Here is a 24,095-nt window from a genome sequence, read left to right on the forward strand (position 1 = left end):
ATAGAAAGATGTCGCTCGATTTTTTGACGCCACTTTACTGGCTGGCCTATTCTCTAGCCGGCTTTCGCGCGCCGTTACGGCCGGACGGTGATGCAGCTCACCTGGCTGGCCGGGGTGCTGCTGACGGGATGCCTGCTGTTGTGGCACAGCTAGAGCGGCCAGGTCTTCCACAGCAACCACAAACAAGCTACTACACGATACAAACGAATAGCGGGCAGAGAAGTACAAGCGAGAAGGAGGGCATCATGCAGTGGGGCGAATTACTTTCGGACAAGCTGTTAAGCGCGATCATTACGGGCTTTATTAGCTTACTGATTTGGGGGGTCCAGCGCTGGTTGGAGCCGGGGGCAAAGCTGGGCTGGTGGATACCGCACGACTTTATGTTTTCGATACCGATGCAACAGCCCCCAAATCCATTACTTATCAAAACCTCAACATTGACAGTGCAAAATCTTGGAAGCAAGACTGCTGATGACGTACAGATAATGCACGAGACCAAGGTGGATCATTTCCAGCTACACCCTCGCCGTGACTACAGCGAAGCAGTGGCGGAAGACGGAACCCACACAATCAATGTTGGCTCCCTCGGGCCGAAAGAATGGCTACAAATTCAGCTGTTGAGTCATAGCACTATGCCTGTCTTGGCTGGCATCCGCTCGAAGGATGGCCCCGCCATGAATGTCCGCTTTCAAGTGGTGCGGCATTACTCCCTGCCAGTGAGAGCCCTGTTGGTCTTTTTCCTGTTTGTTGGCGGGATTGGCACCCTGTATTGGATCGTAAGGGCCACGCTGTATATTTCTCATGCGAGCGGGATGTTCTGACGCACCATATGGTGGACTAACAAAGCCGCGGCTTCGCTGGTGGTGTGGCTTGTCGTCGTAGCAAAACAAAAGCCCCACAGCAGCGGGGCTTTCAATCAGGCTTCAGCCACTTCCCGAAGCAAGTCCGGGTGCTTGTCCAGTACCTTCAACAGCTTGATGGTTGCCATTGGCGGTTGCGTCACGCCGCGCTCATACTCGCTGAACGCATTGACGCCGCCGCCAAATATTTTGGCCGCCGCCGCCTGGGTCAGCTTGAGCTTTTGCCGGGTGGCCTTCACAAAGAAGCGTGTTTCGGCGCGCTGACGCTGGGCCAGCTCCTGCAGCGCGTCCATGTGGCGGCGCGAACTGGCCTCGTCGGTGAACTCGATTTCACCGCAATGCGGACAATGCCAGCCCGTCACCGCCGGCACTACCGCGGATAAATGTTTGTAGGAGACCGTGACATCCTTGGTTTCAAGAACCATCTCGGCCGCTTCGCAATTCAGGCAATGATGCGCCATGATGTTCTCCTTTACTCCTCGCACGCCTTGAACGAAATAACGATGGCGCCATCCGCGCGCAGGGTGAATTTGACGTAAGCCCGCCCACATGGGGTTATGGGTTTGTACACGTCCTGCCATACAGTGTGGTCTAGATGGGTTGTCATCGACTTGTTGAAGTCCCGCCGGCCAATCAACTGCACTACGGCCAGGGCTTCCGCTTCGCTCAAGCCCAACTCAACAAAACCGGTTCGCGCGGTTCTGGTGAAACAGAGCACGCCGCGAGCCTGCACCGCAGCTTTAATTTCGTCCAAAGAATAGTGAGCGGTGCGTTTTTCCATGTCTCAATACTAACGGAATCCGTTAGTTTTATCAATCCACTATGCCAACTTTGCTGACTTCGTCAACTCTTTCAACTCACCGAGTTGGCACATCGCCAGCCAGATGTGATGCCTGACCGGCAGTGCCAGCGGCTGCTGGGCGCTGCCGGGGGTGAACCATTTTTGCAGCCGGCTGATGGACCACAGGCATAGCTCGGACAGAACTGCGTGGGTCAGCGGCCGGCCGGTCATCGACCGGTGGAGATCGGACATGACGCGGTAGAACTCCGGCTGGCTCAAATCCATGACGGTGCGCCATTCTGGCCTGACGCTTGCCGGGAGCGGCCGCGGTTTCTTCGATGTGCGGTAGCGCGGAATGCCCAACTGTTTGCGCTTGCGGGTGATGGTGCGAGCGGGAATGCCTGCCTCTCTTGCCAGCACGCTATCTTTGACAGACCCGAGCCTCTCCAAAATGGATGCCGGCCAGTGGAGCGCTGTCTGCGATTCGGGGTGTGCGGGAATCCCGAGGCGGGATCGCCGCTGTCTGACGAGGTCAAGACTCACGCTCAACTTATGCGCCACGGTTTTGTCGCTGCTTTTGCCGAGCAAGGCATCCATTTCCGGTGTCCACTTTGTGTGCGGAGCAAACGCAGGGATGCCAAGTCGCAAACGCTGGGCTCTAACCGCCCCCAAGGATCGGCCTAGTTTCTTGCCCAGACTCGCATCGGGCATGGTCCCCAACTGCGCGGCTTCCTCGTCAGTCCACTGATGCCACACCACAGGCACTGTAGCCGGGATGTTGAGGCTAACTCGCTTTCGCCTCACCACGTCCAGGCTTACCCCCTTCAATTTGCCAAGCTCAGCATCGGGCACCTTCCCCAGCAAGGCCAGCTCATCTTCCGTCCACTCGATCTGACTGACTGGACGGTGCCTGCCCCCTGACAGACCCAGGCTATTGGCCTTCGCTCGGATGGCCGGCGCCGAGCGCTGCAAGAGCGCTTGTAACTTTTCAGCTGGCATACGCCGGTAGTGCTGGCGGAGGAGGGCTATTTCATCCGGCGTCCATGTGGCCTTCATTTTCGTCCGCTTTCCGGCAGGGTGGCCGCGTCGATCTGGTTGCTGAGCCATTCCATGCCCAGCGCCCGCAGTTTATCCCAGCGCTCCGGAGTCAAGCGGATGCTGCCAGACTTTGCTGGGTTATCCGATGACTTGCGGCCGGCTCCAGGGCGAGCGCCGCCGTGATTCTTGGCATACCACGCCGGCGCAAAATTCTGCCCGTACTCTGCGCGCTCGGCGGCCTCCATATCGGCTTGTATGCTGGCCCCCTCGCTTTCGATCGCCCGTTGCAATATTGCTATGTCTTCTTTGTCCAGTTCAATTCCATACACTTCGCCGATATCTGTCGCAAAGGGCCAGTCGCTCCACTTAGCGTCATTGAGTTTATTGTTTTCCTCCACGGCCAGGATGGCTTCCTTCAAGTTCTGATAGTTCATGATCTTTCCCTGTCGTTTTGACTGAATGCCTAGATCGCCTTCAAATCTTGCTCACGGCCCAGCATATCCACCATATAGCTTGCGCCTTGTTCGTCGGACACGCGCACCGCACGGAAGCCCAGCAGAGCGGCGGCGCGGGCGGTGGCGTGCTGGATGTCCCAAGCGGCGCCGCCCAGGTCTTCCGGCTCAACATTGGACTCGATATCGTAGATGGATTTCGATTCATCGATCAGCGCCTCAGCGGCGTCTTCGTCAATCCCGTAGCGGGTGGCCAGCTCTGCTACCAGGTCTTCCAGCTTGGCGGCGTCGTCGTGATAGAACAGTTCGCCGGCGCCGATGCATTCCGATTCGTCCAGTTCGATGGAGTAAGCCTTGAAGCTGCCGGCGGTCATTGCATAAACATGGCTGGAGAAGAACAGGAACGAGCCATAGCGACCGTGGGCATTGATCTGGCTGATGGCTTCCGGCGAGGTGTGAAACAGTTCCATGTCCTGCTCCGTGTGTTTTGTTGCTTGAATTATGTATTACGTAATTCAAGATAGCAAGGCCATAATCAATAAACCTGCTTGCTTCGTGGCATGTGTTGCAAAAATACAATGACATGGCTTGCTATAGTGACATCATGTGCGTCAATTTCACCCCACCCACTCACCGCCAGTTGCTCGATGGCTTCGGCCTGGACGCCGCCGGTATGGAGTGGCGCGCCGAAACCTGGCAGGACTATGCGGCGCCCATCATCACCGTCGGCGGCCTGTTGCTGGCATCCTATGGCTTCGTGCCTAAGCGCCATCTGCCGGCTGGCGTTCGCTTCACAACCATGAACGCGCGCGCCGAGACGATAGGGGAGAAGCCGACATATAAAGGCGCGTGGCGCCGGTGCCAGCTTTGCCTGGTGCCGATGCAGGCTTTTTTCGAACCGTGCTATGAGACCGGCAAAGCGGTGCGCACCCGCATCAGCTTGGCCAGCGGCGAGCCGTTTGCGGTGGCCGGCATGTGGCGAGAGTGGCAGGAGCCGGACGGCGGTGTCTCGCATGCCTTCACGCAGATCACGATCAACGCCGATGATCACCCGCTAATGCGGCGTATGCACAAGCCAGGCGACGAGAAGCGCTCGCTGGTGATCCTGCCGCCGGCGCAGTATCCGGCATGGCTGGGGTGCACAGAGCCGGAGCTGGCACGCACTTTCCTGACGCCGTTCCCGGCGGAGCGGATGCTAGCGGTACCAGAATTTAAGCCACTTTTACAATAAATTTGGATGACGGTTTTCCAAAGGTTTATTCGGTATTGGAATATTTTTCGTCTTCTAATTTATTTCTTAATTCTAAAATTTCGTTATTCAAATTCATTATCAGTGGCATGAAGTTAAGACCGACAATCTCCATTTCACTTTCATTTTCTACTATATTTAAGCAGTCAGTAAAATAAATGCGATCTTGGCGCTTTGACAGATCTGAGGCAGCATGTATTGCGCTGTCCGCCAACGTAAATGCCACTATAGAAAATATCAGGAACCCTACTGACCACCATGCATGAGAGGCAATGAAGCTAATAAATGCCATCGGGACCGATATGCCTGATGCGACTCCCCAAGCAAGAGCCCTCCATCGTGCTTTACTCCAGCATTCAATCATATAACGCTGTTTTGATGATTCACGTATTTGACTTAGTTTTTGCTTAAAATCTTCATGTGACTGCATGGCAATCCCTTTCTTTTGCATGTCAAATGAATTGTGCTTGAGAGCCGCAAATTGCTCAAGGGTGCCCATCCGCTTGATTGAATCACTGCACAACTAGCAGCTGATCAATCCGCGTGGAGTAGCATGGCGAGCGAAGATCCTGGCGCATATGCCAGTCCGCCGTCAGTCGCTCGGCGGCGGTGCGCAGCGTGCCGCGCCCCCAATCCCGGTTGATCTTGTCCATTGCCTCCATCAGCCGCGCGCGGCGCGGGTCCGGCGGCGCGGCGAACAGGTCCGACTGCTGCACGCCTTCGTCGCCGATCTCCAGCAGCATGATGCCGGCCTTGTGATATCGGAAGCCGGGCCGGTAAACGTGGCACAAGCCGGCCAGCGCCGCCCGCGTGATCAGCAGTGTGTCGCTACTCGGCTGGACAAGTGGCACGACGATATAGGGGCGGTATTGTGGCGTGTCGGCAAACGGGCTGGTCATGATCTGCACCGCAACCAGCTTGGCCACGCTGTGCTGCTGGCGCAGCTTCTCGGCACCGCGCGCGGCGTGGTGAGCGACGGAGGCGGCGAGGGTGGCCAGGTCGGTGACTTTCTCGCTGAATGATCTGCTTGCGATGATCTGCTGCTTGGCCGGCGCCACGTCTTCCAGGGCCAAACAGCTGACGCCGTTCAGTTCCTGCACTGTCCGTTCCACCACGACACTAAACTGCCGCTTGATGCGGCGCGGGTCGGCACGCTTGAGTTGCAGCGCGGTGGTGATGCCCATCGCGCCCAGCTTTTCGGTCAGCCGGCAGCCAATCCCCCAGATGTCGCCGACAGGCATTTCCCCCATCAGCGTGTCCGCCTCGGCCGTGCTCAACCAGTCCCAGGCGAACACACCGCCCCATTCGCTGCGCTTCTTTGCGACTCGGTTCGCCAGCTTGGCCAGCGTCTTCGACGTGCCGAAGCCGACGCATGTAGGGATGCCCACGCGCTGCAGAACGGCTTGCCGGATGCGGTGGCCGTGGCTGTCCAGATCCGGCATGCCGGTCATGCCCAGGAAGCATTCGTCGATGGAATAAACTTCCTGTTCCGCCGCGAACTCGGACAGCACGCGCATCATGCGGTGGCTCATGTCGCCGTAGAGCGCGTAGTTGCTTGAGAACACCGCCACCTTGTGCCGTCGACAGAGCCCGGCGATCTCGAAGAACGGCCCGAACATTTTCAGGCCCAAGGCCTTGGCTTCCGCGCTGGCCGCGACGACGCAGCCGTCGTTGTTGCTCAGCACCACGATGGGTTTGCCGGCGAGGTCGGGGCGGAATACCCGCTCGCAGGACGCATAGAAGGAGTTGCCATCCACCAGGGCGAACATCAGCGGAACCTCTTCACGCAGCCGCGCACCACGCCCCATACCTGCAGCTCCTGACCATCTGCCAGCTTGATGGGCGGGTAGGCGGGGTTCTCGGCAATCAGCGCGCAGCGGCCGCGCAGGCTGTGAAGTCTTTTGACGGTGAATTCGCCATCGACGACGGCGATGACGATGTCGCCATGATTGGGCGTCAGCCCCTTGTCCACCACCAGCAAATCGCCCTCGTCGATGCCGGCGCCGCGCATGGAGTCGCCGCGCACGCGCACAAGGAAGGTGGCGGCCGGGTCGGCGATCAGGTAGGCGTCCAGACTGATGGCGTCGTCGAGATAGTCGTCAGCCGGCGACGGGAAGCCGGCGCGCACCGGCACGCCGGCAACGAGCAGCGGCAAACCGCCCGGACGGATGCAATGAATTGTCATGGTGTGGCTGGGTGTGTTTGAATATGTACGAATTCAAATTACACCATGGCGGCGGGATATCCAAGGGCGGGATTGCGCTTTACTCAGCGCGGTTTGCCTGGGCGCGGCTTTGTCCCGGATGGGATGGGCTCTTCCACGGCCTCCAGCTTCATCTCCAGTTCCAGCTGGCAGGTATAGCCGCCGTCGTTCAGGTTGTGGGTGATTTTGTTGATCACCCAGTCGGTGGCGTCGATGGCCGGCTTGAAGCCCTGCACCCTGGCCGGCAGTTCGGCGAACAGCTCCGGCCGGCCGTAGGCCAGGTTGATGCTGAACTCGGCGGCGCCGCGCTGCAGCTTTTCCCACGCCGCCTTCGCGCCTTGCAGCGCGGTGGCTTCGCTGGCGTAAATGTGGCGCAGCACTTTGACGTTGCCGGCGCTCGGCTCCACGCCTTTTTGCTGGATGGCGGTGAGCTTCTTGCGCTTGGTCTGGCGCCCCAGTTTGGTGACGGTGGCGCGGCGTTCGAAGCGGGTGTTTTTGTCGACGATGATTTCGCCGCGCTTGGCGCGGTTCAGATCCTGCCATTGCGCTTTGACGGCGGTGTAGGCGTTGCGGTCGGCGATGTTGAAGCGGTGGCTGTCGCCGCTGGCCCGGTTGATAGTGCAGACCGGGAAGGGCTTGCCGCTGACGGTTTCGGCGTCGCCGGCCTTGCAGAATACCAGGCGGCCATTTTTCACCGTGGCCACGGCGTCGTGTTCGCGCGCCAGCCGGTGCAGCAGCTGGGCGTCGCTTTCATTGCGCTGGTCCAGCTGCTCGACGCGGCGCTTGGCCAGCCAGTCCGGTATCGCCGGCTGCAGCTGGTTGGCGGCGGCGATGGCGCGGACGATGGCGCCGAGCGTGGTCTTGCTCCAGCTCTTTTCGCGTTTGGCGGCGATGCCTTCGCGCAGGTCGGTGGAGCGGGCGCGCAGGGTCAGAATGTCCGGGGTGCCGCTGTGCTCCACTTCGTCAACAGTGTAGCTGCCCTTGTCGATCAGGCCGCTATGTTGCCAGCCCAGCGCCACCGCGATGACGGCGCCGCGGCCGGGCAGCTCCAGCATGCCGTCGCTGTCGTCTAGCACGATGTCGAGCTGGTCGGCTTCAAAGCCGCGGTTGTCGGTCAGCGTCAGCGCCACCAGCCGGCGGCGCAGCGCGCTGTCCAGCGGCTTGCCGTTGAGCGTGAGCCGCCAGGCCGGCGTCGGCGCGCCGTTGAGGCCGGCGAAGTCGGCGAGGCCGTCCAGCGCCTGGCCGGCCAGGTCCAGGCTTTTCTGGGCGATGTCCTGGCCGGCGGCCGTCAGGCTGTCCAGGCTCAAAACGCCAGCTCCATCACCGCCCGGCTGAGGTTGCCGAGCAGGTCCAGCATGCTGCCGTCGACGCGCTGCAGGGTCAGGGTGAAGTCGATTTCGCGCGCCTTGCCGTCGCTGAAGAACTCGCGGCGGGTCAGATCCAGTTTCTCGATGACGTAGAAGCCGTAAATCATGCCGGTGCCCTCGATCAGCGGCCAGGCCTTGGCCTGGTCCGCCATCAGCTTGAGCAGGGCCAGCGAGCTATCGCCGCCGGTCAGCTCCGGCAGCAGCTTGCCGGACAGGGTGATGGGCTCTTCCTCCGGCCCGGTGTACTGGCGGCCGGGCGCGGCGCCGACGCGGGGATTGCCCGGCCAGCGCCAGCCGTACTGTTGCTTCATTTCCTGATAGGGCAGGGTGCTGCGGGTGAACACGAATAGCCCGAGCGCCATCATCGGCAGGCCTAGCATTAGTCGATGTCTCCAAATTTGCTGCGCTGCCTGGCCTGGGCGTCGCGCTGGGCTTTTTCCAGTTCCTGGCGCACCACCCGCGCCAGCGCGCGTTCGTCCATGCCGGGCGCCGCGTGGATGGTGATGGGGGCGTTGATCATGATGGGGGCGGCGGCGGCCATGGCCGGCCGCGCCAGCGGCGGGCGGGTGTCCAACTGGCCGGCCAGCGCCGGCCCGGAGCCCAGCATGAGGCCGGCGCCGAGCGCGGTCAGCTTGCCGGTGGCGCTGCGCAGCGCCGCCAGCGGGCCGTCCTGGTTCTTGACGATGCCTTGTTCCAGCCCGGCCATGGTGTAGCCGCCGATGCCGGCGAACACGCGGGATGGCGAATGGATGTCCAGCTTGTTGCGCAGCCACTCCGGCAGCATGTCGCCCACGCCGAGGATGGCGGCCTTGAGCGAGCCCAGCATTTTATTGATGCCGGAAATCAGGCCGGTGACCATGTCCGCGCCAATCTGGTAGGCCTTGACCGGCAGGGACAGCAGGCCGCCAATGGCCTGGCCTACGGCGGCGCCGATTTTCTGGCCCATGCTTTGGGCGGCGCCGCCGGTGTCCTCGATCGGTTTCATCAGATTGGTGAAGCCGTCCCACAGCCAGGCAATCAGATTTTTGATCGGCTCGAAAGCGGCCATGATCACCATGCCCAGCGGCGCAAGGAAGGGAAACAGCGTCGCCAGATAGCCGCCAAATTCCTTGATTGCGCCCCACAGCGTTTGCAGGGTTTGCCACAAGGCCGACAGCGCCGGCCCCAACACGCTGGCCACGCCCTGGGCCAGACCGCCGAAGAAGCCGACAAAGAAGCCTTTCAACGGCCCCCAAAACTTGTAAACCAGCAAGGCAATGGCGGTCAGACCCAGCAGCACCCAGCCAATTGGCGTGCTGGCCATGGCGGCGGAAATGATGGGGAAGATGCGCGGCAGCCACAACAAGACTCGCGCCAGCTTGCCGACAGCGCCGGCGCCGCTTGTCACCAGCCGGGCGAGCACGCCGAAGGCCGGCCCGATCCGCCCCAGAATGCCCGCCCCGCTGCCCAGCCCGGCAAACAGGGTGGACACGCTCATGCGGGCGAGGGCCAGCGGGCCGAGCGTGGCGGCCACCATCAACATCAGCCCGCCCAGCGCGGTGAGCACCACGGCGACGACGGCGGCGATTTTCATCAGCGTGGCCACCAACTGCGGGTTGGCCTTGGTCCAGGCGCTGAAGCGCTCCAGCACCTTGGCGGCGGCGGACATAATCTCCACCAGCGCCGGCTTGAGGGTGGCGCCCAGCGCACTGGATTGATTGAACAGCCGGTTCCGAGTCATTTGCCATTGAGCAGACAGGGTGTCTTTCTTGGCGTCGGCCTCGCGCTGCATGCTGCCCTTGGCCTTTGCCGAGTTCACCAGCTCCAGCTGCTTACGGTATTCGCCCAGGTTGTCGGCCAGCTTGGCGGCGTCGTCGCCGTACTCCTTGCCAAACAGCCTCACCATCACGCCCATGCGCTTGGTGTCGGGCAGCTTCTGCACCGCTTCCAGCACTTTCATGATGGTGCCGGTGCTGTCCCGCGCCATCTGCTGTTCCAGTTGTTTGGCGTCCAGGCCGAGTTCCTTTAAGCCCTTGCGGAAACGTGCTGGTTGTTCCGACGCGATCTGCAGTTCGCGCACCATGGCTTTGGTGGCGGTGGCCGCCACTTCCGGGCCGGCGCCCAAGGTCAGGAAGGTGGAGGCCAGCGCCGCGGCCTGCTTGTAGTCCATGCTGCCGACGTTGCCGGCGATGCGCTGCATCACGTTGATGATGTCGCCGCCCTTGGATTGGGCGTTGTCGTCCAGGTAGTTGATGACGTCGCCCAACTGCTCGATGTTCTTGATCGGGATTTTGTAGATATTGGCGATCTTGCCCATGTCTTCGCTGAGCTGGTCCGCCGGCATGTCAAAGGCGGTGGCGGCCTTGGCGGCGGTTTCGGCGAAGATCAGCAGGTTGTCCTTGCCCTGTATGCCCATGCGCGCGCCGCCCTCCACCAGCGCGGCGATTTCGGTGGTGGCCATCGGGATGCGCTCGCCCATGGCCTTGATGGCGTCGCCCATTTCGTAATAGGTCTTGGTCAACCTGCCGTTGTCGTCGCGTGTGCCGTCCACCTGCTTGGCCACGCCGAGCATGGCGTCTTCGAAGCGGGAGTAATCGGCCACGGTTTTGACCATGGGGGCGGCCACCACTGCGCCGGCGCCCATGGTGGCCATGCCGCCGCCGGCCACCTTGTCGCGCACCTCCTTTGCCCGGCCGTAGCGGCCGCGAATGTCGTTCAGCCGCTGCTGGTGGCGGCTTACCTTTTCCAGCGCGGCCTGCTGCTTCTCCAGCGAGGCGGTGACGCCGGCGACACTGGACTTGAGCTGATCCTCGTGCCGGGCCAGCTGGCCCACCTTGATGCCGGCATTGCCCAGCAGCTGGCGGCTTTTCACCAACTCTTGCGCCAGCCGCTGGCGGTTGGCGGTGTTTTCCTTGAGCGTCACGCTTTCCTTTTGAATCGCGTCCTTGGCGCGGCGGATGGCGTTGGTTTGCAGGTTGTGCTTGTGCTGCAGCGCTTCCAGCTCAAACTTTTGTTTGGCGATGGCGGCGGTGAAGTTGCCGGCCAGATTAGGAAACTTGATCAGCGCGTGATTGAGGTTGTCATAGCTCTTTTGGGCGGCTTTGAGCTTGGCGGCGGTGGCGGTGCGTTCGGTCTGCGCCAGCCCCAGCGCGCGGCGGTGCTTGTCCAGCGCCTCGTTGGACTTGCGCATGGCTTCGGTAGAGGCCTTGGATTGTTCGCGCAGCCGGTTGAAGGATGCCATTTGCCCCTGGGTCCGCTCCAGCGCTTTTAGTTGCTCGCGGGAGTGCTTGACCGCCTGGGCCAGCTCCTTGCTGCCGGCCATGGCGTCGCGCAGCGGGCGGGTCAGTTTGTCCACGCCCGCCAGCAGCACTTCCAGCTTCATCCGGGTATCGCTCATGTGTCCTCGTTGCCGCTGCGCAGGCGGGCGTGTTCGCGCCAGTCGGCCAGTTCGGCCAGGCTCATGTGTTCAAACGCCGACGGCGGCCAGTGAAAGATGACCGCCACGTCCGCGATGGCGTCTTCTACGTGGCCGGGGAGGCCGTGTCCGCTTCGCTCGGCTGCCGTTCCTTCTTCCCCAAAAAACTGGCCACCGCGATGCCGCATTCGGTCAGGTCAGCCGGGTCCATGCCTTGCACTTCCTGCTCGGTCAGCGGCGGCAGGGTGATGCGCGGCAGCAGGGTGATCAGCGCGCCGACGTCCATTTGCAGCAGGTCCACCAGTTTGGTGCCGCGCAGCTGGCCGGCGCTGGGCTTGCTGATGCGGATGGCGGCGATTTGAGTCTGGCCGCGCTGGATAGGCTGGTCCAGGGTGATGGGGTCTTTGTCTTGCATGATGAATCCTTGGTGTGAGCGGCCCGGGCGGGCCGGGTGATAGGGTTAAAGACCGACGTTGGCGCGGTGCGCGGCTTGGATATCCTTGCCGAACACTTTGAACACGTCATTGACGACATCGACTTCCAGCCACTCCTCGCCGTCGACAATCAGCTTGTAGTAGCTGAGGTCGGTTTTAACCTTGAATGAGCCGTTTTCCTTGGCCTTGGCGTCGCCCATGTCCATTTCGTTGTGGCGGCCGCGGACGACGACTTCCACCGCCTGGGCGCTGCCGTCATCCTCCTTTGCGTAGCTACCCATGAAGCGGATTTGGGCGGCGTCGTGGCGTTCGGCGCCGAAAGTCATGACGATTTCGCGGATGGGTCCGTTATAGGTCTGCTCCATCTCCAAATCGCCCAAGCCTTTGAGCAGCGCGACGGAGCCGATCATGCCGGCGCCGCGGTACTTTTCGGTTTCCATGGTGACCTTGGGCAGCTTGACTTCCAACGCCTGGCCGATGAAGCCGACGCCGTCGATGAAAACATTGAATTTGCGCAGCGCGCGCGGCAGTGCGATACCTGACATGGGGTGTCCTTATGCTTTGACCTGGCTGGCGAAGTCCATCAGGTATTTGTCGGTGATGCGCTGGCGCAAGGTGATGTTCTCCGCCGGCGGCACCGGGGTGTAGTCGTAGTCGATGGCCAGCTTGCCGGCCTTTAGACTGTCCTTGTCGTTGATTTTGTCGTCGAACCAGCAATCAAAGCCCAGCAGATAGCCCTGGTTGACCAGGCTGCGGCCCTTGGCTTTCAGACTTTCGATGATGTCGCGCGCCAGGCCTGGGGTCAGCGGCTTGTCGACGGCCCAGAATTGCGCCTCGGCGAAGGTGTCGGCCAGCACCTGGGCGGTGCGGGTGTAGCTTTCGAAGGCATACAGCGGGTCCGCGCTGCAGGTGCGCGAGCCCCAGAAGCGGTAGCCGTTCTGGTTGATCAGCGTAGTGACGTCGTTGCTGTTCAGGTAGTCGGCGTCGGTGGCGGTGCCCTGCAAATCGAAGTAGACGTCGGCGCTGATGCCGGTGACGCCCTGCACCGGCACGTTGGACAAGGTCTTGTGCCAGCCTACGGTTTCGTCGATGAAGGCGCGCAGGCCCAGCGCGCGAGCGGTGGCGTAGGCGGCGGCCTCTTTGTTGGCGGCGCCGTCCCAGGCGATGAAGTCCGGCCAGATCACCATGGCCTCGCGCTGGCCAAAGTTCTTGCGGTAGGCCACCGCGTCTTCCATGGTTTTGCAGCCGTAGGCGGATAGGTAGGCAAAGGCGCGTATCTGCTGCGCCAGCGCGGCCAGCGCCGCCGCCACAGGCTGGCTGTCCAGGCCGGGCGCGCCAAGAATGCGCGGCGACAGGGAATAGCGGGCCTTGCTGTTCAGCAAGGCCTTGATGCCGGTCTTGCGGCCGTCCGGGGTTGTGGTGCCGATCACCTTGGTGGTGGTCTCCTCGGAGGTCTTGCCGGGCTTGACGCGCACGACGATGACCACCGGTTTGCACTGGTCGGCGATGGCGGCCAGGCTGGGCGCCAGCGTGCCCTTGACGCCGGCCTTGCCGATGGCGCGGTCAACATCGGTGATCAGCACCGGCACGTCTTCCGGGAACGCCGCCGGGTCGGCGTCGTCGGAGGTGCAAACCATGCCGATAACGGCGGTGGCGATGGTGCGAATGGGGCGGCTGCCTTCGTCGATTTCAAGGACGCGGACGCCGTGATGGTAATCAGCCATGCAGTTCTCCATGCGGGGTTTCCGGCATGGTGGCGCAGCTGGCGAGACGATGCGACCGCGCAGCGTTGTGCCAGCCAGCGCGACAACCTAGAGTAATAAGTAAATGTACTGATTAGAATGTTTGAGATGCCGCCAGATGCCGCCGAACTGCTCCAGCACTACTTGGCGGCGGCGAGCGAAAGTGATATGCGCATGTTGTTTCGGCATCTATCCGGCGTTGCCAATGTCGAGATTTCGCCCCATCTCGTTAGCGGTATTGCGGTGGATTTACGGCGCTTTTTGAGTGATGCCGCGACCCGCGAGCAAAATATTTCCCATGCTTTCGGGCAATTGACGGACCGGGAAATCGAGGTTTTAGAGGCGTTGGCGGCGGGGTGCAGCAACCTGCAAGCGGCCGAACTGTTGGAAATCAGCGAGCGCACGGTGCGCAATCACATTGAAAATATTGGGAAAAAGCTGGGTGTACACAGTTTGGAAGATAAAAAAAGCACAGTTAGAAAAATCATTCACCATGTGTATTTTGGTGGTTTTATGCGGGATACCGGCGTTTCCGCCGATTAACGCCGCCGTCATGGATTGTCACAATTGCCTGGCATTAGCAGCAAAACAAGCGAGGTTAAAAAAATGAACTTGGGCACCGTGACGACTCCACAACAACTTAACCCCTTGATTGGGGACACATGCCAGGACACGCTGGAGAATTTGTCCACATGTCTTAATCGATTGGGCGAAACGCTTGCGGCCAGTCATGCCGATCCGTCCATCTATTTCTTCACTGCCAGCTGCGCGGCCGCGCTGCGGTTTGAGGCCGGCAGGCTGGGCCAGCGCTGACTCCTCATCCCACCAAAAAAAGCAGCCCGGCGCATGGCCGGGCTTTTTGTTTGCAGTTGAGTCTTAGGGTTGAATACGTTCCAGCTCGGCCGGGTCCGGCTGCTCGCCATTGCTCCAGTCTCGGCAGGCGTCGATAAACTTACCCATGCGTGCCTGCTCTTCTATGCTGCCGCTGCGCAGGATGTTCAACTGCTGCCATACCGGGTATTGGCGGTTGATATGATCTTCGCACTGGCGCCTGGTGCGAACCTGCACAAGAGGCTCGAGGCCAATCTCTGTCGCCAAAATGATGTGCTCGTCGTTCTGTAGAGTCTGCATGTAAATTCCCTTACATATAATCGCGCGGAATCGCGGTGGGTACGGCGTCAAGAATCATGTCGTAGACGTTGAAGAATTGCGGCGCACGGCGCAATGGGTTCCACTTACCTATCACGATCTGCGGCAATGCCAAGTAGAGCTTGTCGCCGATTGCCGGGCGTTCAAGCACCACATCGACATGGACGTATGCACCGGCGCTGTCGGCAGAAGCATGATGGGAAGTCATCTGATTCCACTTCCCCTTGACGCTGTTATCCATCCACGTCCAATCCCCTTGCCCAATAATCTTGTGATACATCACAACACTGTGAAATGAGCCCATCTTCACATGCCGGTATGGGATGAAAAACACGAAGCTGCTGATATCAATGCGCTTGACTGTGAGCTCGATGATGTTGAAGTTTGCCGAAAAGTGCTGCCGATCCATTCCCATGTATTTGAGCAGCTCACGCACAACGGCCGGCCTGGACTCGGGGAGGTCTCCAGAGCGGACCGGAATAATGTCCACATCGAATTTGCTCCAGAAATCCCCCCCCGCGCTAACCCCCATCCCCAACGGAAGCTGTTGCGGCACAGTGCCGGACAAGCGCGTCATGCCGGCGTTGTAGTTAATCGCCAGAAAGCCGTGCTCATCAATGTGGCCGGCCTTCCATGCGTCCATCTCATTGATCTTTGCCGTCACTTTGCCATCGATCTCGGTCGTCTTGCCGCGCACAGTTTGTGTCAGATCCGTCGATGCGCGCACCAAGTCGGCGATGCTGGATTCGAGACTCATGCCATTACTCCTTTCACTGCGTTGTTCTGTAAGTCGATGATGGCCGCCGCATTGGCGGCCTGAATTTCAAGTAGCTGGCCGTAGTCGCTGGCCTGCTGCCTGGCCAGTTGGTCAAGGCTTTGCGTGGTTTGACGGTCTGCTTCCGAGAGGGCAGCCCACTGGCCGGCGTGCTCAATGGCTCCTCGCGTCGCACGCTCGTCCAGTTGAACCAGATCGGTGCGTAGCGTGGACAAGCCTCGCCCAAGCTCGGCAAGGACTGAGTCGTGCTGCAAGTCGGTTTGCATACCCACCACCACCGCGCCGGCCAAGCTGGCCAGCTCTTCGGCAAGGCTCAAATTCAGGCCCGCACCCGTCGATTGGACAATGACGCTATCCGGCGGTACGCCCGCCAGCGTCAGGTCGTAAGCCAGCAGCAACTCTAGCCCGGCTTGCTTGTAGACCAGTGCTTGGCTGGGGTGCGACCACACCGCCAGCGCCTGGCCGGTTTCCAGGATGAACGCCACTTCACGCACCCAGAATTCAGCGCTGTCGTCGGCCAGCGCGGTCAGGTGCAACTGGCGCGGGCCGGTGGATTTGCCGTCCGCGATGGGGTAGCGCACGATTTCATGACGCAGGCCGAGTTGGCCGGGGTGGGGCGTGTAGCCGGCATCGCCCAGCGCGATGTGGGTGATGCGCAAGCGAACGCCGTCGCCGCCGGCCAGCTGGATGGCGGCCAGCCCAGCGTCCAGCATCTGCGGAATTAGAGCGGTGCCGCTCATGATTTGCCCTCCATGGTGAGGCGCAGCACCGCGCGAGCGCGGGCGGCGCTGGCGAGCTGAACCGGGTGATTGATGGGGTGGGCCGGCGCCGGCCGGCTTGCCAAGGCATCACGACGCAACGCACTGACGCGGGCAGCGCTGGCGATGCCCAGTGTTTGATCGAAACGAGCGCCCAGCCGGAAGCTGTAATGACTGCGTTCGTTCTTGGCGTCGTCCACCACGCGGCGTAGCCGGCGGTATAGATCCGCGCTCAACACTTGTTCGTGGCCGGGGTTGTGGTTGTCATTGGCCCAAGCTGTCAGCCGGAAGGTGTAAGGGGCCGCGCCCGGGATTTCCCGCCACTCTTTGAATTCGACATTCACCCCCAGCGCCGACATGGCGCGGCGCACCGCGCCGGCGGTGCCTTTGTGCTTGTGTATCGGGATGGACTGGCGAATCAGTTCACGGCGCTGCGCGTCATTGGCCGCTTCGTTCCAGCTTTCCACTGACATGGCCCAGGCCAGCCATGGCAGCAGCGCAGCCGGGCAGCGCGCCGAGTCGGCCAGGCCGCGCAATGGGTCGGTGTCCAGCGTCAGCGCGCAGCTGTCGGCCAGCGCCGCTTCCAGCGGGGTGCGGTTGTTGGGCAGCAAGTGGCGGCTCATGACTGCGCCCTTTGCAGCTCGATGCGCCGGCAGGCCGGGTAGTGCCGGACGTCGCACTGCAGATCCGCCGCCGGCTCGATCAGGTCAACGCGCCGGACGCCGGGGACATGCAGCGCGGCGAATAGGGCCGAGCGCGGCAATACGCCGCCCAGACGGCGGGCGGTGGCCAGGGTCTGGTCCAGCCGCTGGCGCGCCTGGCTCATGACGACGTCCGCGTCCGGCCCGTTTTCGGTTTCCACCGTGGCCACCACATTAAAGATTTGCGGCTGGCCGGCCAGCGCGCGCGGTCGGTCGGTCAAGGGCCGCACGTCGTCGGCGCTCAACACCTCCAGCGCGCGCGCCAGCAGCGGGGCGGCGTCCACCCCTGGCCGTGGCAGCACGGCAACGGCCACGTCGCCGGGCAAGGGTGCGCTCAGGCCGGCATCGTAGCTGCAGCGCAGGACCAGGGCGTCGGCGGGCAGCTGCCGGCGCAGCTCAGCGGCCAGCTCCAGCGCTTCGAAGCGCGGCGAGTCGACCGAGGCGTCGGCGATGTCGGCGCTGGCGCTCAGGGTGTGAAACAGGTAAGCGCCGCGGCTGCCCGCCACGCTGAGGCCTTCCAGTGCCATCTGGCAGCGCCGGCGCAGCGCGGTGTCGACTTCCCACACCGCCGGCGTGGGCGGCACGGCGTCCGGGTTATCCGGCTGCAGCAGCAGCCGTTGCACGCCGTAGTCCGCGGCGCGGTTGTCCAGGTCGGCTCCGGCGGCGTAGGCCAGCAGGCTGGCGCGGGCCGCTTCGTTGATGCGCTGGCGCTGCAGCAGCTCGTTGTAAGCGAACTCTTGCAGCAGCATGGTCAGCGGTTCGCTGTCCAATTGCAGCGCGGCGGCGAGCCCGGCGCGCAGATCCGGCGGCGCGGCCGCCAGCAGCCGGGCCTTGCGGCTTTGGAACAGGGTTTCGAAGTCCAGCGCCTCGATGACGTCCGGCGGCGGCAGTTGGGTCAGGTCTATCATCGCAGGCCCACCGAGAGATTAAGCGCTTGCCCGGCGGCCGGGCCGTCGCGGCGCCGCGCTTCGATGTCGATGGCCAGCGTGCCGGCCTGGCTGCCGGCGCCGATGCGCATGCCCACCTGATGCAGCTCGATGCGTGGCTCATGACGCGCCAGCGCCATGACGGTGGCGGCCAGGCATTGCATGCGGGTTTTGCCATTCAGCGGCGCGTCCACCAGCTCAGGCAGTTGGCTGCCAAAAAGGCGGCGCTGCACGCGCTGATACAGCGGCGTGGTCAGTACTTTTTGCACGCACTGTTGCAGCTGCGCATCGTCGACGATGGCGCGGCCGGTGCGGGCGTTGAGTCCGAGATAGTTCATTGCGGGGCTCCGGTGTTGCCGCCGTGGGCGTCGGGGTGGGTGTGGCTGTCCAGCACCACGCCGTTGCTGCTGAGCTGGCCGCCGCTGTGGGTGAGGGTGCCGCTGATGGCGGTGCCGGCGCCGCCGCCGGTGCCGGCCAGGCCGGCTTGATAGCTGAGCAGGCCTTCGCTGGTGGTGGCGCCCTTGACCAGCAGATCGCCGCCCACGGTCAGGTTGCCGCTGGTTTCGGTTTCCGGGCAGCGGATGACGCAACGCACGGCGGCTTGAATGGTGGCGGTCTGGATGCCGGAAACGCTGAGTTCGCCACGGCCGTGGTGATAGGCGAGGCGGGCGCCGTCTGGAAACACCCGCACCCATTCCCCCGTGTCCGCGCTGGGCGGCGGTTTGTCGTCGGCATTGAGGCCCAGCAGCACCAGGCCGGCGGTTGTTTCGCCGGACGGGCTCAGGATCAGGCATTGTTCGCCCGGCGTCGGCGGGTCCCAATCGCGGGTGTCGCCGGCGCGCGCGTGAAACCAGGCCAGCCAGCCGGTCAGCAGGCCGCCGGAGCGGACGCGGACGCGCGGCGGCTTGGCTTGCACGGCGGCAACGGTGCCGGTGCGCAGCAGGTTTTCAAGGCGGGTGATCAGGTCGATGGAATCCATGGCGCAAGTGTGCATGTGCCGCCGGCTACTGTGGCGCGGCGGCTGTTGTGCCGGGCCTTGCGACAACCTAGACGGCCAGGTGGTCGACAATCTGGCCTTGTACCGCATCAATATCGGCATTGCTAAAGCCCAGCAGCTCCCGCGCCGGGTATTGCGCCATCACGCCGCGGTGGCGGCTGACGCGGTCGCGCAGGCCAAGCTGATGCACGCGGGCGATGCGCTGGACTTGGGCGATGAACTCCACCGCGCCGCCGGCCGGGCCGGCCTGGGTCTTGAGGTAGCGGGCCAGGCGCAGCTTGGTGAACATTTGGCGGCGGATAGCGCCCTTTTTCTTGCGCAGCTGCGGCCGGCGCGCTTCAAAACCGCTGCCGTCCGGGTTTTGCTGCAGACGGATGCGCTGCTGCTGGCTGGCGCGCAGGCGGGTGACGATCTGGCGCGCCAGCGCGCGGCGCTGGGCGGGGCCGAGCTGGGCGAGCAGGCCGGACAGCTTGCTGTCCAGTTGGGCGAGGGCGTCGGCCATCAGAACATGCCCGGCGGGTCTTCCGGCTCGCCCAGGTATTCGAATGCGAAGCCGCCGGCGGCGTCCTTGACCGCCTTGACGCGCTCGCTCAGCTTGAGGGTGATTTCGATGTCCTCGGCGCTGTGGCTGATGATTTCGCTGCGGTAGCTGAGGCCGTCGGCGCGCGCGTCCGGGTTTTGCAGCAGCGGCGGCTCGTTGACGGCGACCCAGTCCAGCAGCGGCAGCAAGATGGATTCGATGCCGTGGCCGTATTCGATGACGACAAGTTTCAAGGTGTAGTGCAGGGTGAAGTGCAGCGCGCCGGGCCGGGTGGCCAGCTGGCCGTCCTCGGTCCACATGGTCAGCCGGTCCGGGTTGTTGCGCAGCTCAGGCAACGCGGCCTCCAGCGCGGCGCGCAGGGTATGCGGCTTGTTCATCGTTCCGCCCATTGCTGGCAGGGCACGCAACGGGTGCAGCCTGGGACGATGCGCTGGCGCATGGCGGGAATGGGTTCACCGCAGTCCTCGCAGTGGCTGAGGCTGTCGCCGGCGGCGCGGGCGCCGGCGAAGTGGGCGTCGATGGCGGCGTCGCGCTGCAGTTGTTCCAGCGCCTGGGCGCGGTCGTAAAAATCAGTCATGGTCTTGGCATTCGATGGTGGCGTTGACTTTGGCGGCGCAGATTTCAAGCGCCTGCCGCTGTTGTTGGAGCGCCTGGGCCAGTTGGCGGTTGGTGGCTGGCGCCGTCGTCGGCAGGTGGCAACGTGTCAGCGGCGCGCAGCGCTGGCTGCTCAGCACCGTGGGCGCCGGCGGCGGCGTAGTCGAGCAGGCGGGCAATGTGGACAGGGATAGCCACATCGCCCCAAGCCATATTTTCCGGGCTGGCATTGAGGGTTTGCTCCAGTTTGGCCGCATTGGCGGCGTGTTTGCGGGCGAGGGTTTCCATGCGCTCGGTCAGCTGGCGCACGGCGGCGGCCTGGGCGCGGGCGTCCTGTTCTTGCTGGCGCAGTTGCGCGGCCTGCTGGCGGAGGGCGGCTTCCAGCTGCGCGTAGGCGGCGATTCGCTCCCGCGCGGCCGCTTGCTGTTGCTGGATGACGCGGGCTTGCAGCCACAGGCCGAGCCCGCCGAGCAGCGCGGCGAGCAGGGCCAGGGTGGCGGCGTAGCGCTTGACGATGTCGGCGAGCATCAGCGCACGTCCTTCGGCAGCTCGAAATGGGGGAACTCGCGGAACGGCGCGCCGGGGCGGCCGTACCAGTTGAGGCCCAGCTCCATGCCGATGCGGCCGGCGATCTGCCAATGCGGGTGGGCGGCATTCCATTCCGGCTTGCCGTTCACTTTGGGCACGATGTCGAATGCCCGCGCCGCCGGCTTGCCGTCCAGCATGGCGTTGTGGGCGGACTGACCGGCGCGGGCGTTGGTGACTTTGGCGCCGGGCGCGGTGCGGCCCTGGGCATAGAGCTGATCCTGCTCTTGTCCGCTGCGCCAGGTGCAGGTGATCAGGATGTCTAGGCCGGCGGCCTGGCTGCGTTCCAGGAACTGACGGCATAACGGCTGCAGCGCCGGGTGCAGGTCTTCAATGCGACGGCTGGGCATGGCGATCTCCTCTCTCAGATCCACTTTTCTTTGCGCAACATGATGGCCAGCCAGGACTGGCGGTTGTCGGTGGTGCGGAACAGCTCCACCACATTGCCGCGCACGGCCAGCAGCGCCAGCAGCAGGGTCAGGTGCAGCACCAGCTGCGGCCAACGGCTGTCCAGGCCGAACAGCTCGAAAACGCCGACGCTGCCGGCGGCGACGGCGAGCAGGTAGGCGAACAGGCCGGCGCGCGGCCGGTGCACGGCGCCGCCGCGGGCGAACAGCAGCAGGCGGGCGGCAATCATCAGGCAAACCAGGGCGGTGCCGGTGGGCAGGGTCATTTTTCTTTCCCCTTGAGCAGGCGCAGTTTTTGGAAAAATTCCGGACTGTCGGCGGCGCTGATCAGGCTTAGCAGCGCCTTGACGGCGAGGGCGGAGGCGATCAGCGCGCCCACGCCGTTGCTGACTTCCACCGGTTCCGGCAGCAGCCAGTCAACGAAGGTGGCGACGCCGCGGGCGGCAACGATGCCGGCCACGAAGCTGAGCACGAAGAAGACCGCTTTTTTGCTGACGCTGATGTCGCTGGAACTAATGACGAAGACAGCGCCGCCGGCGAATGCGCCGAGCACGACGGCGGCGTCGACGCCGGGAATCAGGGTCAGCAGCGCGGCGGTGGCGAGCGCGCCGGCGGTGGTGGTGGTGCTGATGGGTTCGGCCATGTTTAGTCCCACAGGTTGATTAAGGTTTTGACGGGTTCGGCGTCGGCGGCGTCCAGCTCCGGCAGTTGCACCGCCAGGCCCATGGGCAGCGTTGGCCCGTGGTCCGCCAGCCCTGGGTTGGCGGCAAGAATGGCCTCCACCACGCCGGCGGATTTGCCGTAGTGCCGCCAGGCGATGGCGTCGACGCTGTCATGCTGCTGGGCGCGAACGGTGCGCATCAGATCAGATCCACGGTGGCGCGCCCTTTGCTCTGGATGTCGCTGATGGCCCAGCGCGCGTCGCGGCGCAGGTCGTCGGCGGCTTGGTCCAGCTCCTCGGCGCGGCGCCGGCCTTCGGCGGTGCTGTCGAAGCTGCGATAGCGTTCGTTCAGCGCGGCGGCGGCGGTGGCGTAGATGGCGCGGCGCCAGTGGGTCAGGTTGACGGGCTCGCCGTCGATGTCTTCGCCTGCCACGTCGGCCAGCCGTTGGACGCCGGCGGCCTGCAGGCGCTGACGCCACTCGGCCAGCTCGCCGTTGACGCTGGCGATGGAGACCACCAGTTCATGGCGCAGCCGTTCATCGGTGACGGTGCCGTCCAGGCGCATGACGGCGCGGGCGTGGGCCGGGTCAACATCCGGCCAAAACGCGCCGGCTCGGATGGGCTTGGCCAGCGGGCTGTCTGCGGCCGGGGCGGCGGTGGAAGGAATGATCATGGGCTGCTGTCCTTGGTGTGACGGTGGAGGGGGCTTCGGCTGTGGGCTTTCGCCCGGCGTCCACCCCCTGCCGTCAGTCGCGCGGGGTCGCTCGGTTTGCCTCAGCCCTGGGGCGGAGACGTGTTCTTCAGCTTGCGTTCCAGTCCCTCGATGGCTTTCTTGACGCCGATGCCGTTGTGCAACTGCAGCGCGCGGCGCAACTGCTCCAGCGCCTGCTCGGGGTTGCTGTCCAGCAACGCGAAGCCCAGCTCGCAATGCAGCTTGGCGCGCACTTGGTCCGGCATGTCGGCGTGAGCCGTCATGGCCATGGCGCGGGCCAGCAGACCGACATCAAGGCCCGCCGCCTTGGCGTCGCGCAGGCGCTTGGCGGCGTCGGAAAGTTCTTCGGCGATGATGGTGCCCAGCGTGCGTTCGAAGCGGTCCGGCACATAGAGGTCGTGGCGCATCGCGTATTCGGCGATATCGAGCGCGCCCGGATAGTCGCCGGCGTCAATGCGCCAGATCATCACCGTGACGACGACGTCGTCGCGGCCGCCGGCATCGGCTTGCAGCACGCCGTCCACCCAGGGCGCGTAATCCGGCAGCAGCTCGCGCTTGACCTCGCCCTTGCGCTCGATGGACTGGATTTGCTTGAGCCGGCGCCGGTCGTCGGCCAGCTTGGCCAGCATCAGCTGGTAGCCGCTGGCGTTGGCCATGCCGCCGAAGTCGTCCTCGCCCGACTCCCGTCGCGCGGCTTCGCGCTGGAAGTGTTCGCGGAACAGGTTCATGCGGCGGACTCCGGTATCAGCTCGATGTTTTCGATGAAAGCGCAGCATCCGAAATCCTCGATGACGAAATCGTCATTGCTGGACTGGAAGGTTTCGATGCGGTCGCGCTTGGGGTTGTCGATGACGCTGCGGCGGTTGGTGCCTTCCTGCCAGTACACCGACAGGTTGTCCAAACGGGTGATCAGCATGGAGTTGGGCGGGAAGTAGGGCACTTGCACCGCTTGCAAATTGCCGATGCGGCGCTGGCTGACAATCAGATCCTGGGCCGCTTTCTGATTCATCGGGTCGTAGTTGCCGTTGACCAGCGGGAACAGCTTGTCCGACATCAGCCGGCGGCCGCTGATGGCCACCAGCTGGGTGTCGTTTTGGTGCCATGGGTCGATCAGCTCATTGACCGCGGCGAACACCATGGCGTCCAGGTTGTTGAAGTCGCCGCCCTTGCCGATCTTCATCTTGCCGGCTTCTTTCTTGCCTTCCTTCAGGTAGCGGCCGGGGGCGCGTTCGCGGATTTTTTGCAGCCAGCCGACGGCGACGTCCTGCAGCAGCGGGTATTGATTGCGGTTGCTGGTGCGGGCGCGTTTGACGCCGTTGAAGCCCATCATGATGCGGTCCAGCGCGATGCGCTGAATGATGGCGCCGCTGAGGCGAGGGGCGAAATCCGGAAATTTGGCCCAAGCGTCCAGCATCTTGTATTTGATGTGGGTGTCGTAGTTGATCTGCTCGCAGCGGTAGCCGTCTTGGTCCAGCTGCGCCACGTCGCGGGTTTCGCGTTCGCCCTCGTCGGTGTTCTGGGTGCCGGCGATGGGGCCCGATACGCCCAGGCCGACGGTGTCGCCGGACTGCTCTTGCACCGGGTAGAGGTTGATCTTGCCCAGGAACTCGCTGGATTCCTGCACACGGGTTTCCAGCTTTTGCTGGACGCTGGGTTCGACGTTGAATTTGCTGACGACGTCGCCGACTTCAATGCCGTTCAGGCGGGCGATATCGTTCAGATAGTGTTTGAACTGTTCGCGGGTTTCTTTGCGCATATTGTGGTGCTCC

The 24,095-nt window shown here is 63.2% G+C and carries 37 protein-coding genes; 4 read left to right on the top strand and 33 right to left on the bottom strand.

The window, feature by feature from the left end:
- Positions 1–8 precede the first annotated feature (8 nt).
- Positions 9–821 (top strand): hypothetical protein, encoded by an 813-nt coding sequence (locus tag DXT74_RS08980; protein ID WP_196783849.1) that lies wholly within the window; start codon positions 9–11, stop codon positions 819–821.
- A 95-nt stretch (positions 822–916) separates the two neighbouring features.
- Here DXT74_RS08980 and DXT74_RS08985 read toward each other — a convergent pair whose 3' ends face one another.
- From DXT74_RS08985 to DXT74_RS09005, 5 genes are read right to left on the bottom strand one after another with little or no spacing between them, the layout of a single operon-like run.
- On the bottom strand, positions 917–1,321 hold the full coding sequence (locus DXT74_RS08985; protein WP_194427775.1) for a type II TA system antitoxin MqsA family protein: 405 nt from the start codon (positions 1,319–1,321) through the stop codon (positions 917–919).
- A gap of 11 nt (positions 1,322–1,332) precedes the next feature.
- Positions 1,333–1,641 carry a type II toxin-antitoxin system MqsR family toxin gene (locus DXT74_RS08990; RefSeq protein WP_194427776.1) on the bottom strand — a complete coding sequence of 103 codons (309 nt, stop codon included), beginning with the start codon at positions 1,639–1,641 and terminating at the stop codon, positions 1,333–1,335.
- 39 nt (positions 1,642–1,680) lie between these two features.
- Complete coding sequence (locus DXT74_RS08995) at positions 1,681–2,697, bottom strand: hypothetical protein (protein ID WP_194427777.1); 1,017 nt, start codon at positions 2,695–2,697, stop codon at positions 1,681–1,683.
- Positions 2,694–3,113, bottom strand: a complete 420-nt coding sequence (locus DXT74_RS09000; RefSeq protein WP_194427778.1) for a hypothetical protein — start codon at positions 3,111–3,113, stop codon at positions 2,694–2,696. The genes DXT74_RS08995 and DXT74_RS09000 overlap by 4 nt, the downstream gene beginning before the upstream one ends.
- 29 nt (positions 3,114–3,142) lie before the next feature.
- Positions 3,143–3,601 carry a hypothetical protein gene (locus DXT74_RS09005; protein WP_194427779.1) on the bottom strand — a complete coding sequence of 153 codons (459 nt, stop codon included), beginning with the start codon at positions 3,599–3,601 and terminating at the stop codon, positions 3,143–3,145.
- Between the two features lie 134 nt (positions 3,602–3,735).
- Here DXT74_RS09005 and DXT74_RS09010 point away from each other — a divergent pair, with 134 nt between their 5' ends.
- A complete protein-coding gene (locus DXT74_RS09010; RefSeq protein ID WP_194427780.1) occupies positions 3,736–4,362 on the top strand; it encodes an SOS response-associated peptidase in 627 nt (208 codons plus the stop codon).
- Between the two features lie 25 nt (positions 4,363–4,387).
- On the opposite strand, the gene DXT74_RS09015 is transcribed toward DXT74_RS09010, so the two are convergent.
- From DXT74_RS09015 to DXT74_RS09060, 10 genes are all read right to left on the bottom strand, one after another.
- Positions 4,388–4,879, bottom strand: a complete 492-nt coding sequence (locus DXT74_RS09015) for a hypothetical protein (RefSeq protein ID WP_194427781.1) — start codon at positions 4,877–4,879, stop codon at positions 4,388–4,390.
- Between the two features lie 13 nt (positions 4,880–4,892).
- The gene (locus tag DXT74_RS09020) at positions 4,893–6,188 is read right to left on the bottom strand and encodes a Y-family DNA polymerase (protein ID WP_194427782.1); all 1,296 of its coding nucleotides are present in this window, start codon (positions 6,186–6,188) and stop codon (positions 4,893–4,895) included.
- Entirely contained in the window at positions 6,149–6,565 is a 417-nt protein-coding gene (locus DXT74_RS09025) for a LexA family transcriptional regulator (protein ID WP_194427783.1), read from the bottom strand. The genes DXT74_RS09020 and DXT74_RS09025 overlap by 40 nt, the downstream gene beginning before the upstream one ends.
- Before the next feature lie 83 nt (positions 6,566–6,648).
- Positions 6,649–7,890 carry a phage late control D family protein gene (locus tag DXT74_RS09030; protein ID WP_231138304.1) on the bottom strand — a complete coding sequence of 414 codons (1,242 nt, stop codon included), beginning with the start codon at positions 7,888–7,890 and terminating at the stop codon, positions 6,649–6,651.
- On the bottom strand, positions 7,887–8,330 hold the full coding sequence (locus DXT74_RS09035; RefSeq protein WP_052052028.1) for a phage tail protein: 444 nt from the start codon (positions 8,328–8,330) through the stop codon (positions 7,887–7,889). Before DXT74_RS09035 ends, DXT74_RS09030 begins: the two co-directional genes overlap by 4 nt.
- Positions 8,330–11,326, bottom strand: coding sequence for a phage tail tape measure protein (locus DXT74_RS09040; RefSeq protein ID WP_194427784.1), 2,997 nt, complete (start codon positions 11,324–11,326; stop codon positions 8,330–8,332). The genes DXT74_RS09035 and DXT74_RS09040 overlap by 1 nt, the downstream gene beginning before the upstream one ends.
- Positions 11,323–11,433, bottom strand: coding sequence for a GpE family phage tail protein (locus DXT74_RS22710; RefSeq protein WP_039753474.1), 111 nt, complete (start codon positions 11,431–11,433; stop codon positions 11,323–11,325). Before DXT74_RS22710 ends, DXT74_RS09040 begins: the two co-directional genes overlap by 4 nt.
- Positions 11,434–11,450: 17 nt before the next feature.
- Positions 11,451–11,759 (bottom strand): phage tail assembly protein, encoded by a 309-nt coding sequence (locus tag DXT74_RS09050; RefSeq protein ID WP_194427786.1) that lies wholly within the window; start codon positions 11,757–11,759, stop codon positions 11,451–11,453.
- A 45-nt stretch (positions 11,760–11,804) separates the two neighbouring features.
- Positions 11,805–12,323, bottom strand: a complete 519-nt coding sequence (locus tag DXT74_RS09055; protein ID WP_196783850.1) for a phage major tail tube protein — start codon at positions 12,321–12,323, stop codon at positions 11,805–11,807.
- A 9-nt stretch (positions 12,324–12,332) separates the two neighbouring features.
- Positions 12,333–13,502 carry a phage tail sheath protein gene (locus DXT74_RS09060; protein WP_194427787.1) on the bottom strand — a complete coding sequence of 390 codons (1,170 nt, stop codon included), beginning with the start codon at positions 13,500–13,502 and terminating at the stop codon, positions 12,333–12,335.
- 117 nt (positions 13,503–13,619) lie between these two features.
- On the opposite strand from DXT74_RS09060, the gene DXT74_RS09065 reads away from it, so the two are divergent.
- Both DXT74_RS09065 and DXT74_RS09070 read left to right on the top strand, forming a co-directional pair.
- Positions 13,620–14,063 carry a LuxR C-terminal-related transcriptional regulator gene (locus tag DXT74_RS09065; protein WP_194427788.1) on the top strand — a complete coding sequence of 148 codons (444 nt, stop codon included), beginning with the start codon at positions 13,620–13,622 and terminating at the stop codon, positions 14,061–14,063.
- Between the two features lie 63 nt (positions 14,064–14,126).
- A complete protein-coding gene (locus DXT74_RS09070; protein ID WP_194427789.1) occupies positions 14,127–14,333 on the top strand; it encodes a hypothetical protein in 207 nt (68 codons plus the stop codon).
- Between the two features lie 63 nt (positions 14,334–14,396).
- On the opposite strand, the gene DXT74_RS09075 is transcribed toward DXT74_RS09070, so the two are convergent.
- From DXT74_RS09075 to DXT74_RS09160, 18 genes are all read right to left on the bottom strand, one after another.
- The gene (locus DXT74_RS09075) at positions 14,397–14,651 is read right to left on the bottom strand and encodes a hypothetical protein (protein ID WP_194427790.1); all 255 of its coding nucleotides are present in this window, start codon (positions 14,649–14,651) and stop codon (positions 14,397–14,399) included.
- A 10-nt stretch (positions 14,652–14,661) separates the two neighbouring features.
- Complete coding sequence (locus tag DXT74_RS09080) at positions 14,662–15,426, bottom strand: hypothetical protein (RefSeq protein WP_194427791.1); 765 nt, start codon at positions 15,424–15,426, stop codon at positions 14,662–14,664.
- Positions 15,423–16,184, bottom strand: a complete 762-nt coding sequence (locus DXT74_RS09085) for a phage tail protein (RefSeq protein WP_194427792.1) — start codon at positions 16,182–16,184, stop codon at positions 15,423–15,425. The genes DXT74_RS09080 and DXT74_RS09085 overlap by 4 nt, the downstream gene beginning before the upstream one ends.
- Entirely contained in the window at positions 16,181–16,825 is a 645-nt protein-coding gene (locus DXT74_RS09090; RefSeq protein ID WP_194427793.1) for a phage tail protein I, read from the bottom strand. The genes DXT74_RS09085 and DXT74_RS09090 overlap by 4 nt, the downstream gene beginning before the upstream one ends.
- Entirely contained in the window at positions 16,822–17,811 is a 990-nt protein-coding gene (locus DXT74_RS09095) for a baseplate J/gp47 family protein (RefSeq protein ID WP_194427794.1), read from the bottom strand. The genes DXT74_RS09090 and DXT74_RS09095 overlap by 4 nt, the downstream gene beginning before the upstream one ends.
- Positions 17,808–18,167, bottom strand: coding sequence for a GPW/gp25 family protein (locus tag DXT74_RS09100; protein ID WP_194427795.1), 360 nt, complete (start codon positions 18,165–18,167; stop codon positions 17,808–17,810). Before DXT74_RS09100 ends, DXT74_RS09095 begins: the two co-directional genes overlap by 4 nt.
- Positions 18,164–18,808, bottom strand: coding sequence for a phage baseplate assembly protein V (locus DXT74_RS09105; RefSeq protein ID WP_194427796.1), 645 nt, complete (start codon positions 18,806–18,808; stop codon positions 18,164–18,166). Before DXT74_RS09105 ends, DXT74_RS09100 begins: the two co-directional genes overlap by 4 nt.
- Before the next feature lie 67 nt (positions 18,809–18,875).
- Positions 18,876–19,328: a phage virion morphogenesis protein gene (locus DXT74_RS09110; protein ID WP_194427797.1), complete on the bottom strand. Its 453-nt coding sequence runs from the start codon at positions 19,326–19,328 to the stop codon at positions 18,876–18,878.
- Positions 19,328–19,744: a phage tail protein gene (locus DXT74_RS09115; RefSeq protein WP_194427798.1), complete on the bottom strand. Its 417-nt coding sequence runs from the start codon at positions 19,742–19,744 to the stop codon at positions 19,328–19,330. The genes DXT74_RS09110 and DXT74_RS09115 overlap by 1 nt, the downstream gene beginning before the upstream one ends.
- Positions 19,741–19,944 (bottom strand): TraR/DksA family transcriptional regulator, encoded by a 204-nt coding sequence (locus tag DXT74_RS09120; RefSeq protein WP_019100194.1) that lies wholly within the window; start codon positions 19,942–19,944, stop codon positions 19,741–19,743. Before DXT74_RS09120 ends, DXT74_RS09115 begins: the two co-directional genes overlap by 4 nt.
- Positions 19,937–20,218, bottom strand: coding sequence for an Rz1-like lysis system protein LysC (gene lysC / locus DXT74_RS23200; RefSeq protein WP_370551746.1), 282 nt, complete (start codon positions 20,216–20,218; stop codon positions 19,937–19,939). The genes DXT74_RS09120 and lysC overlap by 8 nt, the downstream gene beginning before the upstream one ends.
- Before the next feature lie 270 nt (positions 20,219–20,488).
- Complete coding sequence (locus DXT74_RS09130; protein WP_194427800.1) at positions 20,489–20,896, bottom strand: M15 family metallopeptidase; 408 nt, start codon at positions 20,894–20,896, stop codon at positions 20,489–20,491.
- A gap of 14 nt (positions 20,897–20,910) precedes the next feature.
- Positions 20,911–21,219, bottom strand: a complete 309-nt coding sequence (locus DXT74_RS09135; RefSeq protein WP_194427801.1) for a phage holin family protein — start codon at positions 21,217–21,219, stop codon at positions 20,911–20,913.
- On the bottom strand, positions 21,216–21,596 hold the full coding sequence (locus DXT74_RS09140) for a putative holin (protein WP_118268201.1): 381 nt from the start codon (positions 21,594–21,596) through the stop codon (positions 21,216–21,218). Before DXT74_RS09140 ends, DXT74_RS09135 begins: the two co-directional genes overlap by 4 nt.
- 2 nt (positions 21,597–21,598) lie before the next feature.
- Entirely contained in the window at positions 21,599–21,814 is a 216-nt protein-coding gene (locus tag DXT74_RS09145; RefSeq protein WP_196783851.1) for a tail protein X, read from the bottom strand.
- Positions 21,814–22,287 carry a head completion/stabilization protein gene (locus tag DXT74_RS09150; RefSeq protein WP_194427802.1) on the bottom strand — a complete coding sequence of 158 codons (474 nt, stop codon included), beginning with the start codon at positions 22,285–22,287 and terminating at the stop codon, positions 21,814–21,816. Before DXT74_RS09150 ends, DXT74_RS09145 begins: the two co-directional genes overlap by 1 nt.
- 101 nt (positions 22,288–22,388) lie before the next feature.
- Entirely contained in the window at positions 22,389–23,054 is a 666-nt protein-coding gene (gpM, locus tag DXT74_RS09155; protein WP_191185826.1) for a phage terminase small subunit, read from the bottom strand.
- Entirely contained in the window at positions 23,051–24,082 is a 1,032-nt protein-coding gene (locus DXT74_RS09160) for a phage major capsid protein, P2 family (RefSeq protein WP_194427803.1), read from the bottom strand. Before DXT74_RS09160 ends, gpM begins: the two co-directional genes overlap by 4 nt.
- Positions 24,083–24,095: the final 13 nt, after the last annotated feature.

The sequence above is a fragment of the Chromobacterium sp. Rain0013 genome, from assembly GCF_015291765.1.
GTDB lineage: Bacteria > Pseudomonadota > Gammaproteobacteria > Burkholderiales > Chromobacteriaceae > Chromobacterium > Chromobacterium haemolyticum.

Excerpts from the sequence above, each read along its gene's own strand:
- DXT74_RS08990 (WP_194427776.1), bottom strand. The coding sequence starts at position 1,641 with ATGGAAAAACGCACCGCTCACTATTCTTTGGACGAAATTAAAGCTGCG.
- lysC (WP_370551746.1), bottom strand. The coding sequence starts at position 20,218 with ATGCGGCCAAACTGGAGCAAACCCTCAATGCCAGCCCGGAAAATATGG.
- DXT74_RS09130 (WP_194427800.1), bottom strand. The coding sequence starts at position 20,896 with ATGCCCAGCCGTCGCATTGAAGACCTGCACCCGGCGCTGCAGCCGTTA.
- DXT74_RS09120 (WP_019100194.1), bottom strand. The coding sequence starts at position 19,944 with ATGACTGATTTTTACGACCGCGCCCAGGCGCTGGAACAACTGCAGCGC.
- DXT74_RS09085 (WP_194427792.1), bottom strand. The coding sequence starts at position 16,184 with ATGAGCGGCACCGCTCTAATTCCGCAGATGCTGGACGCTGGGCTGGCC.
- DXT74_RS09150 (WP_194427802.1), bottom strand. The coding sequence starts at position 22,287 with ATGATCATTCCTTCCACCGCCGCCCCGGCCGCAGACAGCCCGCTGGCC.
- DXT74_RS08985 (WP_194427775.1), bottom strand. The coding sequence starts at position 1,321 with ATGGCGCATCATTGCCTGAATTGCGAAGCGGCCGAGATGGTTCTTGAA.
- DXT74_RS09040 (WP_194427784.1), bottom strand. The coding sequence starts at position 11,326 with ATGAGCGATACCCGGATGAAGCTGGAAGTGCTGCTGGCGGGCGTGGAC.
- DXT74_RS09065 (WP_194427788.1), top strand. The coding sequence starts at position 13,620 with ATGTTTGAGATGCCGCCAGATGCCGCCGAACTGCTCCAGCACTACTTG.
- DXT74_RS09015 (WP_194427781.1), bottom strand. The coding sequence starts at position 4,879 with ATGGGCACCCTTGAGCAATTTGCGGCTCTCAAGCACAATTCATTTGAC.
- DXT74_RS09140 (WP_118268201.1), bottom strand. The coding sequence starts at position 21,596 with ATGGCCGAACCCATCAGCACCACCACCACCGCCGGCGCGCTCGCCACC.
- DXT74_RS09020 (WP_194427782.1), bottom strand. The coding sequence starts at position 6,188 with ATGGGGCGTGGTGCGCGGCTGCGTGAAGAGGTTCCGCTGATGTTCGCC.
- DXT74_RS08995 (WP_194427777.1), bottom strand. The coding sequence starts at position 2,697 with ATGAAGGCCACATGGACGCCGGATGAAATAGCCCTCCTCCGCCAGCAC.
- DXT74_RS09010 (WP_194427780.1), top strand. The coding sequence starts at position 3,736 with ATGTGCGTCAATTTCACCCCACCCACTCACCGCCAGTTGCTCGATGGC.
- DXT74_RS09070 (WP_194427789.1), top strand. The coding sequence starts at position 14,127 with ATGAACTTGGGCACCGTGACGACTCCACAACAACTTAACCCCTTGATT.
- DXT74_RS09050 (WP_194427786.1), bottom strand. The coding sequence starts at position 11,759 with ATGCAAGACAAAGACCCCATCACCCTGGACCAGCCTATCCAGCGCGGC.
- DXT74_RS09005 (WP_194427779.1), bottom strand. The coding sequence starts at position 3,601 with ATGGAACTGTTTCACACCTCGCCGGAAGCCATCAGCCAGATCAATGCC.
- DXT74_RS08980 (WP_196783849.1), top strand. The coding sequence starts at position 9 with ATGTCGCTCGATTTTTTGACGCCACTTTACTGGCTGGCCTATTCTCTA.
- DXT74_RS09080 (WP_194427791.1), bottom strand. The coding sequence starts at position 15,426 with ATGAGTCTCGAATCCAGCATCGCCGACTTGGTGCGCGCATCGACGGAT.
- DXT74_RS09055 (WP_196783850.1), bottom strand. The coding sequence starts at position 12,323 with ATGTCAGGTATCGCACTGCCGCGCGCGCTGCGCAAATTCAATGTTTTC.
- DXT74_RS09110 (WP_194427797.1), bottom strand. The coding sequence starts at position 19,328 with ATGGCCGACGCCCTCGCCCAACTGGACAGCAAGCTGTCCGGCCTGCTC.
- DXT74_RS09160 (WP_194427803.1), bottom strand. The coding sequence starts at position 24,082 with ATGCGCAAAGAAACCCGCGAACAGTTCAAACACTATCTGAACGATATC.
- DXT74_RS09060 (WP_194427787.1), bottom strand. The coding sequence starts at position 13,502 with ATGGCTGATTACCATCACGGCGTCCGCGTCCTTGAAATCGACGAAGGC.
- DXT74_RS09135 (WP_194427801.1), bottom strand. The coding sequence starts at position 21,219 with ATGACCCTGCCCACCGGCACCGCCCTGGTTTGCCTGATGATTGCCGCC.
- DXT74_RS09090 (WP_194427793.1), bottom strand. The coding sequence starts at position 16,825 with ATGAGCCGCCACTTGCTGCCCAACAACCGCACCCCGCTGGAAGCGGCG.
- gpM (WP_191185826.1), bottom strand. The coding sequence starts at position 23,054 with ATGAACCTGTTCCGCGAACACTTCCAGCGCGAAGCCGCGCGACGGGAG.
- DXT74_RS09100 (WP_194427795.1), bottom strand. The coding sequence starts at position 18,167 with ATGAACTATCTCGGACTCAACGCCCGCACCGGCCGCGCCATCGTCGAC.
- DXT74_RS09075 (WP_194427790.1), bottom strand. The coding sequence starts at position 14,651 with ATGCAGACTCTACAGAACGACGAGCACATCATTTTGGCGACAGAGATT.
- DXT74_RS09000 (WP_194427778.1), bottom strand. The coding sequence starts at position 3,113 with ATGAACTATCAGAACTTGAAGGAAGCCATCCTGGCCGTGGAGGAAAAC.
- DXT74_RS09025 (WP_194427783.1), bottom strand. The coding sequence starts at position 6,565 with ATGACAATTCATTGCATCCGTCCGGGCGGTTTGCCGCTGCTCGTTGCC.
- DXT74_RS09035 (WP_052052028.1), bottom strand. The coding sequence starts at position 8,330 with ATGCTAGGCCTGCCGATGATGGCGCTCGGGCTATTCGTGTTCACCCGC.
- DXT74_RS09095 (WP_194427794.1), bottom strand. The coding sequence starts at position 17,811 with ATGATAGACCTGACCCAACTGCCGCCGCCGGACGTCATCGAGGCGCTG.
- DXT74_RS09105 (WP_194427796.1), bottom strand. The coding sequence starts at position 18,808 with ATGGATTCCATCGACCTGATCACCCGCCTTGAAAACCTGCTGCGCACC.
- DXT74_RS09115 (WP_194427798.1), bottom strand. The coding sequence starts at position 19,744 with ATGAACAAGCCGCATACCCTGCGCGCCGCGCTGGAGGCCGCGTTGCCT.
- DXT74_RS09145 (WP_196783851.1), bottom strand. The coding sequence starts at position 21,814 with ATGCGCACCGTTCGCGCCCAGCAGCATGACAGCGTCGACGCCATCGCC.